Genomic DNA, 18,755 nt, shown 5'->3' on the forward strand with positions numbered 1-18,755 from the left:
AGGATGTTCACGTCAGCGCACGCGAGATAGGAAAGATAATACCTGGCGCATGACAGACAGCTTGCTGAAAGCCATATCGAGTCGATTCATTCGACCATTGCCGTGCAATTCGATCGTACGGGCACCAAAAAGGGCCCAATATATCGAGAGCGTGAGGTTGAGTATCGCACTGGCGCGAGTTGTCAGCATTATTTTGGCCGTCGAAGGTTACACCCGTGCGCCGCGGCATACATGAGTGAAGCGCGGCACACCCCGAAGACGGCGGAATTACGCTGGGTAACCGGGCCAACGGCGTTCGACGGGACGCGGCGGCACGGTTGGCGTGCCGTCCCATCGCGTTCGAACGGCTTTGCACGGAAGCAATGAAGCGGAGAAACGAATGACGATGGAACAAACGGCTATGAAATCAGACAAGCCGAAGAAAACGATGCTGGTGAAGCACGCGGACGTGCTGGTCACGATGGACGGCGCCCGGCGCGAACTGCGCGACGGCGGCATGTATATCGAGGACAACCGCATCGTTGCGGTCGGACCGACGGCGGAATTGCCGCAAATGGCCGACGAAGTGCTGGACATGCGCGGCCACCTGGTGATTCCAGGGCTGGTGAACACGCACCACCATATGTATCAGAGCCTGACGCGCGCGATTCCGGCGGCGCAGAACGCCGAGTTGTTCGGCTGGCTGACCAACCTCTACAAGGTGTGGGCGAACCTCACACCGGAGATGATCGAAGTCTCGACCTTGACGGCGATGGCCGAGCTGTTGCTGTCCGGTTGCACGACTTCGAGCGACCATTTGTATATCTACCCGAACGGCAGCCGTCTCGACGACAGCATCGTCGCGGCGCAGCGGATCGGCATGCGTTTTCACGCGGCGCGCGGCAGCATGAGCGTGGGGCAGAAGGACGGCGGTTTGCCGCCGGATTCGGTGGTCGAACGTGAAGCGGATATCCTGAAGGACACGCAGCGTCTGATCGAGACGTACAACGACGAAGGGCGCTACGCGATGTTGCGCGTGGTGGTGGCGCCGTGCTCGCCGTTCTCGGTGAGCCGCGATCTGATGCGCGAATCGGCGGTGATGGCGCGGCATTACGGTGTGTCGATGCACACGCACCTGGCGGAGAACGTCAACGACATCGCCTATAGCCGCGAAAAGTTCGGCATGACGCCGGCTGAGTATGCGGAAGACCTGGGCTGGGTCGGTCACGACGTATGGCATGCGCACTGTGTGCAACTCGACGACGCAGGTATCGAATTGTTTGCGCGCACGGGTACCGGCGTCGCGCATTGCCCGTGCTCGAATATGCGGCTGGCCTCGGGAATTGCGCCGGTCAAGCGGATGCGCCTTGCCGGCGTGCCGGTGGGTCTCGGTGTCGACGGTTCGGCGTCGAACGACGGTGCGCAAATGGTCGCGGAAGTGCGCCAGGCGCTGCTGCTGCAACGGGTCGGTTTCGGGCCGGACGCGATGACCGCGCGTGAAGCATTGGAGATTGCGACGCTAGGCGGCGCGAAGGTACTCAATCGCGACGACATCGGCGCACTGGCGCCGGGCATGGCGGCGGATTTCGTGTCTTTCGATCTGCGTCAGCCGCTGTTTGCGGGCGCGTTGCACGATCCGGTCGCGGCACTGGTGTTCTGCGCGCCGTCGCAGGTGAGCCATAGCGTGATCGGCGGCAAGGTGGTGGTGAAGAATGGGCAGTTGACGACGCTGGAACTCGGACCGGTCATCGAGCAGCACAACCGGTTGGCGAGGGCGCTTTACGAAGCGGCAGCGTAAGCGTAATGACGGAGTAAGAACGCAATAGAAGAAGCGGGTCTATCGGTATTCACAAAGACTGGATGCCGATAGACCGCAGCGCAACGGATTAAGGCTTATCGATCAAGGTCTTGGTCGCCTCGGCCACCAGACTGCGCAGCCAGCGCACTTCGTCGGAGTAATGCACGCGCTCGTGCCACAGCTGGTAGTACTGCATCGGCGGGAAATCGAGCGGCGCGGGCACCACGGTCAGCGGCAGGAACTTGGCGTAGTAATCGGCAAACAGGCGCGTCGTCGTGAAGATCAGATCGGACTTGATCAACACGTAAGGCGCCAGATTGAAGTACGGCAACGTGACGACCACGTGACGCTTTAACCGCTCGCGCGCAAGATGCACGTCGATCGCGCCCCGTTGGCCCACCGAGTAAGGAGTAGGCGCAAGATGCGGCGCATTCAGATACTGGTCGAGCGTCAACCCGCCGCGTTTGGCGAACGGATGCGTGTTGCTCATCAGGCAGACGATCTGATCGACGAACAGATTCGACAGGTGCAATTGCTCCGGCGGCTCCGGCCAGTTGCCGACCACGATGTCGAGCTTGCCGTCCTCGAGCGCGAGTTCATAGTCGAACGCCGGCCCGAGCGAGTGAAATTCGAGCGTCGCGTTCGGCGCGGCCTGACGAAAGCGTTCCACCACCGTCGGCACGAACAGCACGTTCAGGTAATCCGGGCAGCCGATCCGGTAGCAACGGATCGAGGTCGCCGGGTCGAAGTTGTGCTGCTGGAACTTGATGCGTTCGATCTCGCGCAGCGCGTTCTGCACCGGTTCGAGCAGGCGCAGGCCGTACTCGGTCGGCACCATGCCGGATTTGCCGCGCACCAGCAGCGGGTCGCCGGTGATGTCGCGCAAACGGCGCAGCGCCGCGCTGATGGCGGGTTGCGATTGATTCAGTTTGACGGCCGCGCGTGTGACGCTGCGTTCCATCAAAAGGGTGTGCAAGACGCGTAATAGATACGTATCGATCGCCTCGCGTTGCTGGCTCATGACTTCTCCGAAATATATGTTCTGGCTGATCGAACGGGCGTGGGTATATATGACTTTTAATATGAACTCAGGGCCGCGTCAAGAGTGGGATACCCGCAGAGCACGCTGCGGCGCGGGTTTGCGGGGAATTTTGACGGCTCGACTGAGCCGGTCGATTTAGGTATTGTCATCCGGTTGTGGTGACGGATCGCTTGCTGACAGGGCGGGCGGACGCGCTGTAACCGGCAGTCTCCGACGTACTACGGAATCACATGAGCGACTCTTTTTATAGCGACGGCGCCACCGCGCAGCCGGCAAACAGGCCGGAACAGGTGGCGCCCCGGTTGATGCTTCAGGGCATCACCAAACAATATCCGGCCGTGCGCGCCAACGACGACGTCACGTTGATCGTCGCGCCGGGTGAAATCCATGCGGTGCTAGGCGAGAACGGCGCCGGCAAAAGCACGCTGATGAAAATCATCTACGGTGCGGTGCGGCCCGACGCCGGCGAGATCCGCTGGGAAGGCCAGCCGGTCGAGATCGCCAGCCCGGCGGCGGCGCGCAAGCTCGGCATCGGCATGGTGTTCCAGCATTTTTCGCTGTTCGAGACGCTCACGGTCGGCGAAAACATCGCGCTCGCGCTCGACGAACCGTTCGATCTGAAGACGCTCGCCAAGCGTATTCGCGAAGTCTCCGCCGACTACGGCCTCGACATCGACCCGCAACGTCACGTGCATAGCCTGACGGTGGGCGAGCGGCAACGCGTCGAAATCGTGCGTTGCCTGCTGCAGAACCCGCGTCTGCTGATCATGGACGAACCGACTTCGGTGCTCACGCCGCAAGCGGTCCGCAAGCTCTTCGAGACGCTGCGCCGTCTCGCGGCAGAGGGTTGCAGCATCCTCTATATCAGCCACAAGCTCGACGAAATCCAGGAGCTGTGCGATACCGCCACGGTGATGCGCGGCGGCCGCGTGACCGGGCATGTGAAACCGAAAGAAGAGACGCAAGCGTCGCTCGCGCAGTTGATGGTCGGCCATTCGCTGCCCGATTACACCCGGCGCGAGCACACGCCGGGCGCCGTGCTGCTCGACGTGAAGCAGTTGTCGGTGGAGAGCGACGACCCGTTCGGCACCTCGCTCGACAACGTATCGTTCGGCGTGCATGCCGGCGAGATCTTCGGCATCGCGGGCGTGTCGGGCAACGGGCAGGCTGAATTGCTATCGGCCTTGTCGGGGGAGAAGCGCGGCACGCGCGCCGATGCGGTCACGATCTGCGGCAAGGCGTCAGGGCGCCTCGGCGCAGGCGGCCGGCGCGCGCTCGGTTTCGGTTTTGTGCCGGAAGAGCGTCTGGGCCGCGGCGCAGTGCCGGCAATGACGCTGTCGGAAAACGCACTGCTTACCGCGCATCGTCAGCAGATGGTGAACACCGGCTGGATCAAGGCGGGCGCGATGCGCGCCTTCGCCAGGCGTTGCATCGATGCCTTCGACGTCCGTTGCGGCGGCTCGGAAGCGTTGGCGCAAAGCCTCTCCGGCGGCAATTTGCAGAAATACATCATGGGCCGCGAGATTCTGCAGGCGCCCAAGGTGCTGGTGGTCGCGCAGCCGACCTGGGGTGTCGACGTCGGTGCGGCGGCTTTCATTCGTCAGCAGTTGCTTGACCTGTCGGCGCGCGGCGTGGCGATTCTGGTGATCTCGGAGGAGCTGGAAGAGTTGTTCGACATCTGCGATCGCATCGCGGTGCTTGCAGGCGGCAGACTTTCGCCTGTGCGTGCCACGGGGGCGACCAACGCCGAGGAAATCGGCCGCTGGATGGCGGGCCTGTTCGGCGACCGCGAGGGCGCGGCGCCTTCGGCGGAACAGCCGGCGCATGCCTGACCCGATCGATGCGCGATCGAACCGCGGATCGACATTAAAAACCAGAACCAGATATAACCAGACCTAAGCACACGCTCCCATGATCCTTCCGTATCGACTCGAAGCACGCACCACGCCCTCGCGCACGATGCAGCTTGCCGTGCCGCTGATCGCCGCGTTGCTCACGCTCGCGATCGGCTTCCTGATCTTCAGCCTGGTCGGCCGCGATCCGCTCGAAGCTATGCACGCGTTTTTCATCGAACCGCTCTCCAGTGTGAACGGCTGGTCCGAACTGCTGCTGAAGGCTTCGCCCTTGTGCCTGATCGGCCTCGGCCTCGCGATCGGTTATCGCGCCAACGTCTGGAACATCGGCGCTGAAGGGCAGATGCTGCTCGGCGGCATCGCCGCCAGCGGCGTCGCGATCTATTTCGATCAGGCCACCGGCTGGTGGATTCTGCCGACCATGATGATCGCCGGCGTGCTCGGCGGCATGGCGTGGGCGGCGATTCCCGCGCTGCTGAAAAGCCGCTTCAACACCAACGAGATTCTCGTCAGCCTGATGCTCACGTATGTGGCCACGCAGTTGCTGATCTACCTGGTGAGCGGCCCGTGGCGCGACCCGCAGGGCATGAACTTCCCGCTCTCGGAGATGTTCAGCGGCGACGCGCTGTACCCGACGTTTTCCGGCGACTGGCACTGGAAATGGCTGCGCGGCACGCGGCTGAACGCGTCCGTATTCATCACACTGATCGCGATTCCGTGCGTGTGGCTGTTCATGCGCAAGAGCTTTGCGGGTTACCGCATGAACGTAGGCGGTCTCGCGCCGCTTGCCGCGCGCTACGCCGGTTTCTCCGACAAGAAAACCATCTGGACCTCGCTCCTGATCAGCGGCGGTCTGGCAGGCCTCGCCGGCATGGGCGAGATCGCCGGTCCGATCGGCCAGTTGCAGGCGACGTGGTCGCCGGGCTACGGCTTCACCGCGATCATCGTCGTGTTCGTGGGACGGCTGCATCCGCTCGGCATCGTGCTCGCGAGCTTGCTGATGGCGCTGCTGTACCTCGGCGGCGAAGCGGTGCAGACCTCGATGCAATTGCCGCAGGCGCTCTCCGGCGTGTTCCAGGGGCTGCTGCTGTTCTGCCTGCTGGGTGCCGACCTGTTCGTGAACTATCGCGTGCGCCGGCGCTCTGTCGCCGCGCAAGCCCACTGATTTTCCTGCCGGATCTCCATGGACATTCAACAAGCCAGCGCGCTCGCTTCGAGCGCCGTCTCCGCCGCCATCCCGCTGATGTTCGCGGGCGCGGGCGAACTCGTCGCCGAGAAGTCGGGCGTGCTCAACCTCGGCGTCGAAGGCATGATGCTGATGGGCGCCGTGACCGGTTACGCGGTCACCGCCATAACCGGCAACCCGTGGCTCGGCGTGGTCGCCGCGATCGGCGCGGGTCTCGCGATGTCGCTGCTATTCGCGTTCCTCACGCTCACCATGCTCGCCAACCAGGTCGCCACCGGCTTGTCGCTGACGATCTTCGGCATTGGCTTGTCGGCCTATGTCGGCAAGCCGTACACGTCGGCCGCCGTGCGCGCCACGATCGACACGTGGACCATCCCGGGTCTTTCGAAGATTCCGGTGCTCGGGCCTGCGCTCTTCAGTCTCACACCGCTCGATTACCTCGCGTTCCTGATGTTCGCGGTGATCGGGTGGTTCCTGTACCGCACGCGTGCGGGCCTCGTGCTGCGCTCGGTTGGCGAATCGCCGCAAGTGGCGCACTCGGTCGGTTTTCCGGTGGTCGGCGTGCGTTACGGCGCGGTGGCCTTCGGCGGCGGCATGGCGGGGCTCGCAGGCGGGTATTACTCGATCGTCAACCTGCACTTGTGGCAGGAACAACTCACGTCGGGCCGTGGCTGGATCGCGCTCGCGCTGGTGGTGTTCGCGACGTGGCGCCCGGGACGCCTGCTGATCGGTGCGCTGCTGTTCGGCGCCGTGACCGGCCTTCAGTTCTACGCGCAGGCCATCGGCGTGCCGGTGCCGACGCAGTTCCTCGCGATGCTGCCGTACGTCGCCACCGTCGTCGTGCTCGTGCTGATTTCGCGCAACCCGAACACGATTCGTCTGAATGCACCCGCATCGCTCGGCAAGCCGTTTTTCTCGGCGGGCTGACACGCTTGTCGTTTCATATAACGGACCACACGTTTCAAATCAATCGACAAACACGACAGGAGAAAACATGAAGAGAAGAAATCTGCTGACCGCATTCGCCTGGGGCGCGGCCTCCCTGGCGCTTGCCGCACCGCTCGCGCAAACCGCGCAGGCGGCCGACGCGCCGGGCGTCGCGTTCGTCTACCTCGGCAATCCAGGCGACGCCGGCTGGACCTTCGCGCACGATCAGGGCTCGAAGGAAGCAGAAGCTAAGTTCGGCAACAAGATCAAGATCACCCGCATCGAGAACGTACCGGAATCGGCCGACTCGGAACGCGTGTTCCGCGATCTGGCGAACAAGGGCAACAAGATCATCATCGGTTCGAGCTTCGGCTATCAGGACTTCGAACTGAAGGTCGCGAAAGACTTCCCCGATACGGTGTTCCTGCACGCAACCGGCTACAAGAAGGCGCCGAACTTCGGCACCTATGACGTGCGCATGTACCAGGGCGCGTACCTGGCCGGCGTCGCCGCGGGCTATGTGACGAAGACCAACACGCTTGGCTTCGTCGCCTCGGTGCCGATTCCTGAAGTGATCCGCAACATCAACGCGTACACGCTCGGCGCGCGTTCGGTGAATCCGAAGATTCACACCAAGGTCATCTGGATCAATAGCTGGTTCGATCCGGGCAAGGAAAAGCAGGCCGCTGAAACGCTGATCGGCCAGGGGGCCGACGTGCTGTTGCAGAACACCGATTCGAGCGCGACGCTCGCGACCGCATCGGAAAAGCACGTGCATGCGTTCGGATGGGATTCGGACATGAAGAAGTTCGGTCCCGAGGCGCACCTCGGTTCGGTGGTTGCGCACTGGGGCGTGTATTACAACGCGGCGATTCAGCAGGTGCTGGACGGCAAGTGGAAGAACGATCCGGTGTGGTGGGGCATTCCGCAGAAGGCCGTCAATCTCGAAGACCTGAACACCTCGGCGATTTCGGCTGATGCGCAGAAGCAGGTCGCGGCGAAGCGCGATGAACTGGCGGGCGGCAAGTGGGACGTATTCGCCGGCCCGATCAAGGATCAGTCCGGCGCGGTGAAGGTGCCGGCAGGCAAGACGCTGACCGATCCGGAACTGCAGCGCCTGAACTGGTACGTGGAAGGCGTGGACGGTTCGCTGCCGAAGTAATCCGGCTTTCGCGGTTGTCGCGAGCGGATCGCGATCCGGAAACAATCGACCAGGCGGCGGTTTCAGCAACCGCTGCTTTAAGGGGCTGCGTCCAGTACGGACGCAGCTTTTTTTTGCTTCTGATGATGTGTCGAAGAGGTTTCAGGCGAAGCGCTAGTCGATGCGCAGGCCGACCTTGATGGTCACCTGCCAGTAGGCGACCTTGTCGTTCTCGATCTGGCCCCGTGTTTCCGTCACTTCGAACCAGTGCAGATTGCGCAGCGTCTTCGATGCCTTTGCGATCGCGGTGCTGATTGCGTCGTCAATCGATTTGGTCGATGAGCCGGTCAGTTCGATTTGCTTGTAAACGTGTTCTGACATGGACTTCCTCCTTTGATCTTCGTTGGTGTGCAAAAAGTATAGGCAATGGATTGGGGGCGACGTCGCTCGTATGGGTCAGTCATCTCGCACATCGCGCGCCCGATATGCCGCGGCGCGGCGAGGCCGTTATGATGTCCGCGCAACTCAACCTGAAACCTGACGAGGCTTGAAAGTGGAAATTGGTTTTTGCGGTCCCGGTCTGATGGGCGCGCCGATGATCCGGCATCTGCTGCGCGCGGGGCATACCGTGCATGTCTGGAATCGCACGCGGGCCAAGGCGGAAGCGTTGCTTGCGGATGGGGCCCAGGTGGTCGATACGCCGCGCGAATTGGCCGCGCGGTGCGAAGCGGTGCTGCTGTGCGTCGCGGATGCGGCGGCGGTTGAAGAAACGGTGTTCGGTGCAGAGGGCCTGCTGAGCGCGGATGCGACCGCGCCGGGACGCGTGCGCTGGATCGTCGATCACTCGAGCATTCCGCCGGCCGCCACGAAGGCGTTCGCGCGACGGGCGGCGACGATTGCCTGCGTGACGGCGGCAGGAGAGGGCGCTGACGCGGCAAGGGCCAATGAGGATGAGGGAGGCCGCGCCACAAGCGTCGGCTGGATCGACGCGCCCGTATCCGGTGGCGTAGCGGGCGCGACGGCGGGCACGCTCGCCATCATGGCGGGCGGCGCCGCAGCGGACGTCGAGGCGGTCGCGCCGCTCCTCGGCGCGTATTCGGCTCGCGTCACGCACATGGGCGATGTCGGTGCGGGGCAAACCACCAAGCTCTGCAATCAGACCATCGTCACCGCGACCGTGGCGGCGATCGCCGAGGCGGTGAGTCTTGCGCAACGCAGCGGCATCGACGCCGCCAAACTGACGGAAGGATTGGCCGGCGGCTGGGCCGATTCGGTCTTGCTGCAGATTTTCGTGCCGCGTATGACGCAAAACAACCTCGCGCCGATCGGCGCATTCCGCACGTTCCAGAAAGACATCGACACAGTTGCCGCGACGGCGTACGAGACCGGCACGCCGATGCCGGTTTCGTCGACGGTTCAGCAACTGCTGCGTCTTGGCGCGGCAATGGGGCTTGGGGAGGCCGATCTGTCGGCCTTCATCGACGTTTTGCAGACGCCGCGCGCCGGCTAGAAGGCCGGCGGGAGGGGTGAGCCGTGCGTGAGCCGTGCTTGAGTTGACCATGAGCCGACCATGAGCGCAGCGTCAAAACGCCGGCAAAACGCGCCAGCATGGCGCGTACGTGGGTTGAATTCGCGATAACCTGCTAAAATATTGGGTTGTTCGCCGCAAATTCATTCAAAGGACGCGCCGTGCTGTCTACCGCCAATATCACCATGCAATTCGGGCCAAAGCCCCTCTTCGAGAACATCTCGGTCAAATTCGGGGGAGGGAACCGCTATGGCCTGATTGGTGCGAACGGCTGCGGTAAATCCACCTTCATGAAGATCCTGGGCAGCGATCTGGAACCGAGCTCCGGCAACGTGATGCTCGAACCGAACATCCGCCTGGGTAAGCTGCGCCAGGATCAGTTCGCGTACGAAGACGTGCGCGTGCTCGACGTCGTGATGATGGGCCACGCCGAAATGTGGGCCGCCATGACCGAGCGCGACGCGATCTACGCGAACCCGGACGCGACTGACGACGACTACATGCACGCCGCCGAACTCGAAGCGAAGTTCGCCGAGTACGACGGCTACACCGCCGAAGCGCGCGCGGGCGAATTGCTGCTCGGCATCGGCATCGCGATTGAAGACCACAACGGCCCGATGAGCAACGTCGCGCCGGGCTGGAAACTGCGTGTGCTGCTCGCGCAGGCGCTGTTCTCGAAGCCGGACGTGCTGCTGCTGGACGAGCCGACCAACAACCTGGACATCAACTCGATCCGTTGGCTGGAAGACATTCTCAACCAGTACAACTCGACGATGATCATCATCTCGCACGATCGTCACTTTCTGAACCAGGTCTGCACGCACATGGCCGACATGGACTTCGGCACGCTGAAGGTCTATCCGGGCAACTACGACGACTACATGCTGGCGAGCACGCAGGCGCGCGAGCGTCAGCAGAACGCCAACGCCAAGGCGAAGGAACGTGTCGCCGACCTGCAGGACTTCGTGCGCCGCTTCTCGGCGAACAAGTCGAAGGCGCGTCAGGCTACCAGCCGTCTGAAAATGATCGACAAGATCAAGATCGAGGAATTCAAGCCGTCGTCGCGGCAGAACCCGTTCATCCGCTTCGAGTACGAGAAAAAGCTGCATAACATTGCAGTCGTCGCGGACAAGATCTCGAAGAAGTACGAGCGCTCGATCTTCAACGATTTCAGCATTAGCGTGCAACCGGGCGAGCGTATCGCGATCATTGGCGAAAACGGCGCGGGCAAGACCACGCTGCTGCGCTCGCTGCTCGGCAAGCTGACGCTGGATCACGGCACGGTGAAGTGGGCTGAAAACGCCAACATCGGTTACATGCCGCAGGATACGTACGAAGAATTCCCGGACGACGTCACGCTGATGGACTGGATCGACGGCTACCGCCAGGAAGGCGACGACGAGCAGATGGTGCGGGGCACGCTCGGCCGCCTGCTGTTCAATGCCGACGACATCCGCAAGTCGGTCAAGGTACTTTCGGGTGGTGAGAAGGGCCGCATGATCTGGGGCAAGCTGATGCTGGGCCGCCACAACGTGATGCTGATGGACGAGCCGACCAACCACATGGACATGGAATCGATCGAGTCGCTGCAGATCGCGCTCGACAAGTACGAAGGCACGTTGATTTTCGTGTCGCACGATCGTGAGTTCGTGAGTGGTTTGGCTAACCGGGTCATCGAAGTGAAGACCGACGGCTCGCTGAACGACTTCGGCGGTAACTACGAGGACTTCCTCGCGAGCCAGGGCGTGCAGTAAGCGCACCGCGCTTAACGGTGTAGCGTCAAGCAAAGCCCGCTTCTTCGAAGCGGGCTTTTTTTATGGTGCGCGTCCTGCACGCCGGGTCGGGTTTTTCCTTCTGTCCGCCGCACGCCCACGGACCCCAGGTGTCACGACGGAGCCGCCATAAATTGACCAACGTCAACTAACCGGACTCAAAACCAGACCGGCAAACAAGCTCTTGACCCAAAGCAACGCACGCCTCGCCCGACGGCCGATTATCACCGTTTCGCTAGTCCATCCATCGGGTCGTCAATGCTCACCTCTCACTCGTTCTCACCGCTTGTTATACGCGGCCGCTCGCTGCTTCCGATCGTACAAGGCGGCATGGGCGTCGGCATCTCAGCTCATAGGCTGGCAGGCAGCGTCGCCCGCGAGGGCGCGCTCGGCACCATCGCTAGCATCGACCTGCGTCATCACCATCCCGATCTGATCGAGCTTTGCCGGCAATCCCCCGATCGGGCTACGCTCGAACAGGCGAATCTCACTGCGCTGGCTCGGGAAATTCAGGCCGCCAAGGTCCTCGCGGAAGGCCACGGCATGATCGCCGTCAATGTGATGAAAGCAGTCAACGCGCAAGCAGACTATGTGCGCGTCGCCTGCGAAAACGGCGCGGATGCAATTGTCATGGGCGCGGGCCTGCCGCTCGACCTGCCGGACATGACTCAAGGCCACGATATCGCGCTGATCCCGATCCTGTCGGATAGCCGCGGTGCGGCGCTGGTGCTGAAGAAATGGATAAAGAAGGGCCGATTACCCGACGCCATCGTGATCGAACATCCGGCCCGCGCGGGCGGCCATCTCGGCGTGACTAATCTCGCCGACCTGCATGACCCGCGCTTCGATTTCCTGCGTGTACTCGAAGAACTCGACGCGGTGTATACGTCACTCGGCCTGAGCCGGCAGGACGTGCCCTTGATCGTCGCGGGCGGCATCAATAGTCACGAAGCCGTGCGTGAGCTACTTGCCGCGGGTGCCGGCGGCGTGCAGCTCGGCACGCCGTTCGCCGTTACCGAGGAAGGCGACGCACATCCGAACTTCAAGCGCGTGCTAGCCGAAGCAACGCCCGATGACATCGTCGAATTCGTCAGCGTAACGGGGCTGCCCGCGCGTGCCGTGAAAACGCCGTGGCTGATGCGCTATCTGCGTCACGAAACGAGAATCCGCGAGAAGATCGGCGCGCTCAAACACGCCTGTCCGACCGCGCTCGAATGCCTCAGCGTCTGTGGCTGGCGCGACGGGGTCGAGAAGTTCGGCCACTTCTGCATCGACACGCGACTCGCCGCGGCATTGCGCGGCGACGTGGCCAACGGCCTGTTCTTTCGCGGCCGCGAAGCCTTACCGTTCGGCACGGCCATTCGTAGCGTTCACGACCTGATCGAATTGCTGCTGACCGGCGCGACGCGACCCGCTGTCGCAAGGCGATGGGCGTTCTCGCTCGGTTGACGCGGGTCAACATGAAACCTGACGGGACCTTCGACAATTCCCGCACGCAAACAAACACCCGGGGAAGCACATGAAGCACTCGTTCAGGAACAGAATCAGGGCCGCCGCCGTCGCGTCGTGCCTGCTAGGTGCGGGCGCGCTGGCTCCGCAGGCCCAGGCTGCCGGCGACGACCAGATGAACGGCATACACGCCGGCGACGTACTGGTGCGACTGCGCGCAATCAGCATCATGCCGAACGTGGAGACCAGCCAGACGCTGTCGGCGCTCAATGTGGGCGTCAACAACGCTATCGTGCCGGAACTGGATCTGACCTACATGATCCGCGATTATCTGGGCGTCGAGCTGATTCTCGGCACGTCGCGCCATCAGTTGACGTCGAGCCTCGGCAATCTCGGCGGCGTGAACGTGTTGCCGCCCACGCTGCTGCTGCAATATCACTTCAACCACGCGGGGCGTATTCGTCCGTACGTCGGTGCGGGTCTGAACTACACGTTGTTCTACAACAACGGCCTGAATGCAGGCGGCCAGCCGATCTCGATCACCAATCACAGCTTTGGCCCCGCGTTGCAGGCCGGCGTGGACGTGCAGGTGAGCAAGTCGCTGTTCGTCAACGCGGACATCAAGAAAATCTGGATGCACACCGACGCAACGCTTAGCGGTCAATCGCTCGGCCGGCTGAGTATCGACCCGGTAGTGGTGGGTTTGGGTGTCGGTATGCGGTTCTGACCGTAACGCTTGAGAAGCCGCGCCCGTCATGCAAAAACGCCGGAATGTCCGGCGTTTTTCTATTGCCATCTCGATCCCAATCGAGAGACGAATGCGCCGGCGGGAAGCCGGTGCGGGCGGTCACGATGCGAGGAGGTTACAGCCTATCGTTCTTGAAACGCATCGCAGTGCCGTCCTGTTCGATGCGCACCCATACGGCCTGCTTTTCCTCGTCACTCAGGAACACCCAGTTGGACACTTCGGTGGCGGTGCGGCCGCAGCCTTTGCAGACCTCGTCGAAAAGCGTGGAACAGACGCCGATGCACGGGCTGTCGGGAAGATCGTGGAGATTCGAAGCCATCAGAAACCTTGGGGCGGAGAAGCGGAGTTCCGCTATGTTAACCGATGCGGTGATCGCGGTTCGGCGTTGCGCTTGCCGTGGCACAGATGCATGCACGGTTGGCAGTATCCACGTCCGCGTTCGCCCTGATTCGAATCCCGGAGAATGCTTACAAAACCACTTCATTGAGACCGTACCCACCCGTAAGCAACGTGCCCGCTGCGAACCCGGCACCCGGCGCAGTGAGGTCAACGCCCGCCAGCGTGATTCACGCCGCACGGTCTTCCAGACTTTCAGCGTTGGATAAGTACCGTATGAACGCCATGGTGCGACGGGTGGATTCAGCTTGCATCGAGGTTAGCCGTGCGGCATAAAACTCCCCGAAGACGGTCCCTGGCTGCCAACCCAATGCGAAGCGGGTTCGGCGAAGCCGCGGCAACTTGACAACGAGATGACACCGGGGCTGCCACTGGTGTTTTTTTCGGGTAGACACGCGCCGATAACCCGCTAAAATTGCGGCCATTTTGTAGCGGCGCGGCTTACGCTGTACCGTTTGCGCGACAGCTCAGCATTTTTTTTGGTGCGCGCAATAATTAATGGTAGTTTTCGGGTTTTTCAGGGGAGCCGCGTGCCGCGTGGCGCGGCATGGGCGAAGACGATCGGCGCAGGCCGGTCCGCATCGGAGAACGGAATGAAAAAGCGGGTAATGGTGAAGATGGCGGCGCTGGTCTTGTGCGCGACGCCGTGGTTGACGGCCGCTGCGAAAGATACGCAGCTGAACGTGTATAACTGGTCCGATTACATTGCCAAGGACACCATTCCGAACTTCTCCAAGCAGACAGGCGTCCAGGTCAAATACGACAACTACGACAGCGACGACACGCTGCAAGCCAAGCTCCTCACCGGCAATTCGGGCTACGACATCGTCGTGCCGACCAGCAATTACGCCGGCAAGCAGATTGCTGCCGGAATCTTCGCGCCGCTCGACAAATCGAAGCTGCCGAACCTCAAATACCTCGACCCGTCGCTGATGGCTCTCGTGGCCGGCGCCGATCCGGGCAACAAGTTCACGGTACCCTGGGCCTACGGCACGACCGGCCTCGGCTATAACGTCACCAAGGCGCAGCAGATCCTCGGCAAGAACGTGCCGCTCGATAGCTGGGACGTTCTCTTCAAACCGGAAAACATTTCGAAGCTGAAGGCCTGCGGCGTGTCCGTGCTCGACGCGCCGGACCAGGTGTTCGCCGCCGCGCTGCATTACATCGGCCGCGATCCCATGAGCACGAACCCGGCCGACTACCGCGCCGCGCTCGAGATGATGAAGAAGATCCGCCCGTACATCACGCAGTTCAACTCGTCGGGCTACATCAACGATCTGGTCGGCGGTGACGTGTGCTTCGCGTACGGCTGGTCGGGCGACGTCGTGATCGCCAAGCATCGTGCGGTCGAAGCGAAGAAGGCCTACAAGATCGAGTATTACATTCCGAAGGGCGGCGCCCCGGTGTGGTTCGACGTGATGGCGATTCCGAAGGACGCGAAGAACAAGGAAGCCGCGCTCGAGTGGATCAACTACATCGAAACGCCGCAAGTGCATGCCGCGATCACCAACGCCGTCTACTATCCGAGCGCCAACCTCGAAGCGCGCAAGTACGTGGACAAGGACGTGGCGAACGATCCGGCCGTATATCCGTCGCCCGAAGTCATCAAGACGCTGTTCCTACTGAAGCCGCTGCCGCCGGAAATCCAGCGGCTGCAAACCCGGCTGTGGACTGAATTCAAGTCCGGCCGCTGATTCGCGGCCAGAGTGAACGGGTAAGTATCATCATGAAGCCCCCGGTGTCCACCGGGGGCTTTGTTCGTCAAACGCCGGAGTAAAGCATCGTGATGAGTAGTGACCAGTCGGGCGCGCTGGCAGGGGCCGCCGCACCATTTCCGGGGCTGAACGCTGAAGTGGGCGACGCAGCAGAGAATTTCGTCCAGATCGTCGACATCGTGAAGAAGTTCGGCGAGACCGTGGCGGTCAACGAGGTCAACCTGTCGGTGAAAAAGGGCGAGCTGTTCGCGCTGCTTGGCAGTTCCGGTTGCGGCAAATCGACCTTGTTGCGCATGCTGGCGGGCCTCGAATCGATCACCTCGGGCAAGATTCTGATCGACGGCGAAGACCTCGCACAATTGCCGCCGTATCGCCGGCCGGTCAACATGATGTTCCAGTCGTACGCACTGTTTCCGCACATGACGGTCGAGGCCAACGTCGCCTTCGGCCTGAAGCAGGAAGGCGTGCCGAAATCCGAACTGAAAGATCGCGTGCAGACCGCGCTCGATCTCGTGCAGATGGGCCGCTTTGCGAAGCGTAAGCCGCATCAGCTTTCCGGCGGTCAGCAGCAGCGTGTGGCGCTCGCACGCTCGCTCGTCAAGCGGCCGAAGCTGCTGTTGCTCGACGAGCCGATGTCCGCGCTCGACAAACAGATCCGTCAGCGCACGCAGATCGAACTGGTCAACATTCTCGACAAGGTCGGCGTGACCTGCATGATGGTGACGCACGACCAGGAAGAGGCGATGACGATGGCGGACCGTCTTGCCGTGATGAGCGAAGGCGAGATCGTCCAGCTCGGCACGCCGCACGAAGTGTACGAATTTCCGAATAGCCGTTTTTCGGCCGAGTTCATCGGCTCGACCAATCTGTTCGACGGCAACGTCGTCGAAGATGAACCCGATCACGTGTTCATCGAAACCCCGGACTTGCCGGTCCGTCTTTATGTCAGCCACGGCATCACCGGGCCGCTCGGCATGCCCGTGACGATCTCGGTGCGGCCCGAGCGCATTGCGATCACGCGCAAGCCGCCTGAAGGCACGTACAACTGGGGCAAGGGCGTCGTGACGAATATCGCGTACATGGGAGGCTATTCGCTGTATCACGTGAAGCTCGATGCCGGCAAAACGGTGATCGCCAACGTGACGAGCCTTGCCCTGACGGAGATCGATCCGCCCACCTGGGGCGACGAAGTGTATGTGCGCTGGAGCGCATCGGCCGGCGTGGTGCTGACGTCATGAAGCGCTCGATCAGTTCGCTCGCGTCGTGGCCGGTGCGCCGTTTCAATCTGACCGGCCGTACCGCGGTGGTGGCCGGCCCGTTCTTCTGGCTGCTGCTGTTTTTCCTCGTGCCGTTCCTGCTGGTCGTGAAGATCAGCTTTGCCGATTTGCAGCTTGGCATTCCGCCCTATACGGAACTCACCACGTACACGGACGGGGTGGTTCATGTCGCGCTGGACCTGTCGCACTATGCGTTTCTGTTGACCGACAGCCTGTACTTCGCGACCTATGTGAATTCGGTGGTGGTCGCAGCGGTATCCACTCTGCTGTGTTTGCTGATCGGTTATCCGATGGCGTATTACATTGCGCGATCGAATCCGGCGAGCCGCAATCTGCTGATGATGGCTGTCATGCTGCCGTTCTGGACGTCGTTTCTGATTCGCGTGTACGCATGGATCGGCATCCTGAAGAACAATGGCTTGCTGAACAACTTTCTGATGTCAGTCGGGCTGATCCATACGCCGGTCGAGTTGTATCACACGAACACCGCGGTATACATCGGCATGGTGTATTCGTACCTGCCGTTCCTCGTAATGCCGCTTTACGCCCATCTGGTGAAGATGGACATGACGTTGCTGGAGGCCGCCTACGACCTCGGCGCGAAGCCGTGGCGGGCCTTCTGGCAGATCACCTTGCCGCTGTCGAAGAACGGCATCATTGCCGGTTGTTTGCTGGTGTTCATTCCGGCGGTCGGCGAGTACGTGATTCCGGAATTGCTGGGTGGCGCGAACACGCTGATGATTGGCCGCGTGATGTGGAATGAGTTCTTCGACAATGCCGATTGGCCGATGGCGTCTGCCGTGACGTGCGCGATGGTGTTGTTGTTATTGGTGCCGATGGCGTTTTTCCAGTACGCGCAGGCGAAGGCGATGGAGGAAAGGCGCTAATGAAGCCGAACCGGATTTTTCAGTTCATTGCGTTGGGGATCGGGTTTCTGTTTCTCTACATTCCGATCGTGAGTCTGATTGTGTATTCGTTCAACGAATCGCAACTGGTCACGGTGTGGACGCGGTTTTCCACGCGCTGGTATGCGGCGTTGTTGCAGGACGACGAGTTGATCGCGGCTGCGTGGTTGTCGTTGCGTGTGGCGTTGTTGACGGCGTTTGCGTCGGTGATTATCGGAACGTGGGCCGGGTTTGTCCTGGCCCGTATGGGGCGGTTTCGCGGTTTTACCCTCTACACCGGGATGATCAATGCACCGCTGGTGATTCCCGAGGTGATTCAGGGGATCTCGTTGCTTCTGCTGTTCATCGAAATGGCCAAGTGGTTGGGATGGCCGGCCGGGCGTGGCATCTTCACGATCTGGATCGGGCACGTGATGTTGTGTATTTCGTATGTGGCCATCATCGTGCAGTCGCGTGTGAAAGAGTTGAATCCTTCCCTTGAGGAGGCCGCGCTTGATCTTGGGGCAACGCCGCTTAAGGTGTTTTTCTTCATCACTTTGCCGCTGATTTCGCAGGCTCTGGTTTCTGGGTGGTTGTTGTCGTTTACCTTGTCGATCGACGATCTGGTGTTGTCGGCGTTTCTGTCGGGGCCTGGGTCGACTACGTTGCCGCTGGTGGTCTTCTCTCGCGTTCGGCTTGGGTTGAATCCTGAGATGAATGCGCTGGCTACGTTGTTTATTGCCGTTGTGACGGTGGGTGTCGTTTTGGCTAACTATTTTATGCAGCGAGCCGAGAGGAAGAGGGCTGTCATGGCTGTGTAGGTTTTTTTGCCTACCGGCGTTGACTGTCCGAATGACGATGGCGTTGGGAGAAACGGGGTCTGTGGGCCTGTCAGAAATTTTGAGGGTGTAATTAGTTTTGTGTAAACGGTCATTTGGCAGGAGACTGCCAGTAACAGGAGCGACGATGACCGTAGCGAAACGCAACAAACGAGTGAAACCCGATCCTGAGCTCGTCAAGCTGGCTGACAGCCTGCTGACGAACTATCAGAAGCCGGAAG

General features: G+C 61.5%; 16 protein-coding genes. 13 read left to right on the top strand and 3 right to left on the bottom strand.

From position 1 onward, the window contains the following. The first annotated feature begins 379 nt into the window (after positions 1–379). Complete coding sequence (locus KHO23_RS07285; RefSeq protein WP_211610334.1) at positions 380–1,777, top strand: 8-oxoguanine deaminase; 1,398 nt, start codon at positions 380–382, stop codon at positions 1,775–1,777. An 88-nt stretch (positions 1,778–1,865) separates the two neighbouring features. Here the strand turns inward: KHO23_RS07285 and KHO23_RS07290 are convergent, their stop codons facing one another. After that, complete coding sequence (locus tag KHO23_RS07290; protein WP_074764203.1) at positions 1,866–2,798, bottom strand: LysR substrate-binding domain-containing protein; 933 nt, start codon at positions 2,796–2,798, stop codon at positions 1,866–1,868. Between the two features lie 251 nt (positions 2,799–3,049). Between KHO23_RS07290 and KHO23_RS07295 the strand changes: the two genes are divergently transcribed. The 4 genes from KHO23_RS07295 to KHO23_RS07310 all read left to right on the top strand — a co-directional run bounded on the left by KHO23_RS07295 (position 3,050) and on the right by KHO23_RS07310 (position 7,947). Continuing rightward, positions 3,050–4,651, top strand: coding sequence for an ABC transporter ATP-binding protein (locus KHO23_RS07295; protein ID WP_211610335.1), 1,602 nt, complete (start codon positions 3,050–3,052; stop codon positions 4,649–4,651). Between the two features lie 79 nt (positions 4,652–4,730). Further along, positions 4,731–5,837, top strand: a complete 1,107-nt coding sequence (locus tag KHO23_RS07300) for an ABC transporter permease (protein WP_211610336.1) — start codon at positions 4,731–4,733, stop codon at positions 5,835–5,837. 18 nt (positions 5,838–5,855) lie between these two features. Next, positions 5,856–6,785 (top strand): ABC transporter permease, encoded by a 930-nt coding sequence (locus KHO23_RS07305; protein WP_211610337.1) that lies wholly within the window; start codon positions 5,856–5,858, stop codon positions 6,783–6,785. Positions 6,786–6,852: 67 nt separating this feature from the next. Beyond that, the gene (locus tag KHO23_RS07310; protein ID WP_211610338.1) at positions 6,853–7,947 is read left to right on the top strand and encodes a BMP family ABC transporter substrate-binding protein; all 1,095 of its coding nucleotides are present in this window, start codon (positions 6,853–6,855) and stop codon (positions 7,945–7,947) included. A gap of 153 nt (positions 7,948–8,100) precedes the next feature. Here the strand turns inward: KHO23_RS07310 and KHO23_RS07315 are convergent, their stop codons facing one another. Beyond that, positions 8,101–8,307 carry a dodecin gene (locus tag KHO23_RS07315; protein ID WP_091793652.1) on the bottom strand — a complete coding sequence of 69 codons (207 nt, stop codon included), beginning with the start codon at positions 8,305–8,307 and terminating at the stop codon, positions 8,101–8,103. 172 nt (positions 8,308–8,479) lie between these two features. On the opposite strand from KHO23_RS07315, the gene KHO23_RS07320 reads away from it, so the two are divergent. The 4 genes from KHO23_RS07320 (at position 8,480) to KHO23_RS07335 (ending at position 13,402) form a co-directional block, all read left to right on the top strand. After that, a complete protein-coding gene (locus KHO23_RS07320) occupies positions 8,480–9,436 on the top strand; it encodes an NAD(P)-dependent oxidoreductase (protein WP_211610339.1) in 957 nt (318 codons plus the stop codon). Between the two features lie 179 nt (positions 9,437–9,615). After that, on the top strand, positions 9,616–11,208 hold the full coding sequence (locus KHO23_RS07325) for an ABC-F family ATPase (RefSeq protein ID WP_211610340.1): 1,593 nt from the start codon (positions 9,616–9,618) through the stop codon (positions 11,206–11,208). A 276-nt stretch (positions 11,209–11,484) separates the two neighbouring features. Beyond that, complete coding sequence (locus tag KHO23_RS07330) at positions 11,485–12,675, top strand: NAD(P)H-dependent flavin oxidoreductase (RefSeq protein WP_211610341.1); 1,191 nt, start codon at positions 11,485–11,487, stop codon at positions 12,673–12,675. 70 nt (positions 12,676–12,745) lie between these two features. Beyond that, positions 12,746–13,402, top strand: coding sequence for an OmpW/AlkL family protein (locus KHO23_RS07335; protein ID WP_211610342.1), 657 nt, complete (start codon positions 12,746–12,748; stop codon positions 13,400–13,402). 136 nt (positions 13,403–13,538) lie between these two features. On the opposite strand, the gene KHO23_RS07340 is transcribed toward KHO23_RS07335, so the two are convergent. Further along, positions 13,539–13,742 (bottom strand): DUF1289 domain-containing protein, encoded by a 204-nt coding sequence (locus KHO23_RS07340; RefSeq protein ID WP_211610343.1) that lies wholly within the window; start codon positions 13,740–13,742, stop codon positions 13,539–13,541. 670 nt (positions 13,743–14,412) lie between these two features. On the opposite strand from KHO23_RS07340, the gene KHO23_RS07345 reads away from it, so the two are divergent. From KHO23_RS07345 to KHO23_RS07360, 4 genes are all read left to right on the top strand, one after another. Beyond that, a complete protein-coding gene (locus KHO23_RS07345) occupies positions 14,413–15,513 on the top strand; it encodes a polyamine ABC transporter substrate-binding protein (protein WP_211610344.1) in 1,101 nt (366 codons plus the stop codon). A gap of 92 nt (positions 15,514–15,605) precedes the next feature. Next, complete coding sequence (locus KHO23_RS07350) at positions 15,606–16,772, top strand: ABC transporter ATP-binding protein (protein ID WP_211610362.1); 1,167 nt, start codon at positions 15,606–15,608, stop codon at positions 16,770–16,772. Next, entirely contained in the window at positions 16,769–17,698 is a 930-nt protein-coding gene (locus KHO23_RS07355) for an ABC transporter permease subunit (RefSeq protein ID WP_211610345.1), read from the top strand. The genes KHO23_RS07350 and KHO23_RS07355 overlap by 4 nt, the downstream gene beginning before the upstream one ends. Further along, on the top strand, positions 17,698–18,516 hold the full coding sequence (locus KHO23_RS07360) for an ABC transporter permease subunit (protein WP_211610363.1): 819 nt from the start codon (positions 17,698–17,700) through the stop codon (positions 18,514–18,516). Before KHO23_RS07355 ends, KHO23_RS07360 begins: the two co-directional genes overlap by 1 nt. Positions 18,517–18,755 lie beyond the last annotated feature (239 nt).

Source organism: Paraburkholderia haematera (assembly GCF_905220975.1).
Classification (GTDB): Bacteria; Pseudomonadota; Gammaproteobacteria; order Burkholderiales; family Burkholderiaceae; genus Paraburkholderia; species Paraburkholderia haematera.

Bases quoted from the DNA above. Each gene is read 5' to 3' on its own strand.
- KHO23_RS07315 (WP_091793652.1), bottom strand. From the start codon at position 8,307: ATGTCAGAACACGTTTACAAGCAAATCGAACTGACCGGCTCATCGACC.
- KHO23_RS07350 (WP_211610362.1), top strand. From the start codon at position 15,606: ATGAGTAGTGACCAGTCGGGCGCGCTGGCAGGGGCCGCCGCACCATTT.
- KHO23_RS07335 (WP_211610342.1), top strand. From the start codon at position 12,746: ATGAAGCACTCGTTCAGGAACAGAATCAGGGCCGCCGCCGTCGCGTCG.
- KHO23_RS07285 (WP_211610334.1), top strand. From the start codon at position 380: ATGACGATGGAACAAACGGCTATGAAATCAGACAAGCCGAAGAAAACG.
- KHO23_RS07345 (WP_211610344.1), top strand. From the start codon at position 14,413: ATGAAAAAGCGGGTAATGGTGAAGATGGCGGCGCTGGTCTTGTGCGCG.
- KHO23_RS07300 (WP_211610336.1), top strand. From the start codon at position 4,731: ATGATCCTTCCGTATCGACTCGAAGCACGCACCACGCCCTCGCGCACG.
- KHO23_RS07310 (WP_211610338.1), top strand. From the start codon at position 6,853: ATGAAGAGAAGAAATCTGCTGACCGCATTCGCCTGGGGCGCGGCCTCC.
- KHO23_RS07290 (WP_074764203.1), bottom strand. From the start codon at position 2,798: ATGAGCCAGCAACGCGAGGCGATCGATACGTATCTATTACGCGTCTTG.
- KHO23_RS07295 (WP_211610335.1), top strand. From the start codon at position 3,050: ATGAGCGACTCTTTTTATAGCGACGGCGCCACCGCGCAGCCGGCAAAC.
- KHO23_RS07305 (WP_211610337.1), top strand. From the start codon at position 5,856: ATGGACATTCAACAAGCCAGCGCGCTCGCTTCGAGCGCCGTCTCCGCC.
- KHO23_RS07360 (WP_211610363.1), top strand. From the start codon at position 17,698: ATGAAGCCGAACCGGATTTTTCAGTTCATTGCGTTGGGGATCGGGTTT.
- KHO23_RS07355 (WP_211610345.1), top strand. From the start codon at position 16,769: ATGAAGCGCTCGATCAGTTCGCTCGCGTCGTGGCCGGTGCGCCGTTTC.
- KHO23_RS07330 (WP_211610341.1), top strand. From the start codon at position 11,485: ATGCTCACCTCTCACTCGTTCTCACCGCTTGTTATACGCGGCCGCTCG.
- KHO23_RS07340 (WP_211610343.1), bottom strand. From the start codon at position 13,742: ATGGCTTCGAATCTCCACGATCTTCCCGACAGCCCGTGCATCGGCGTC.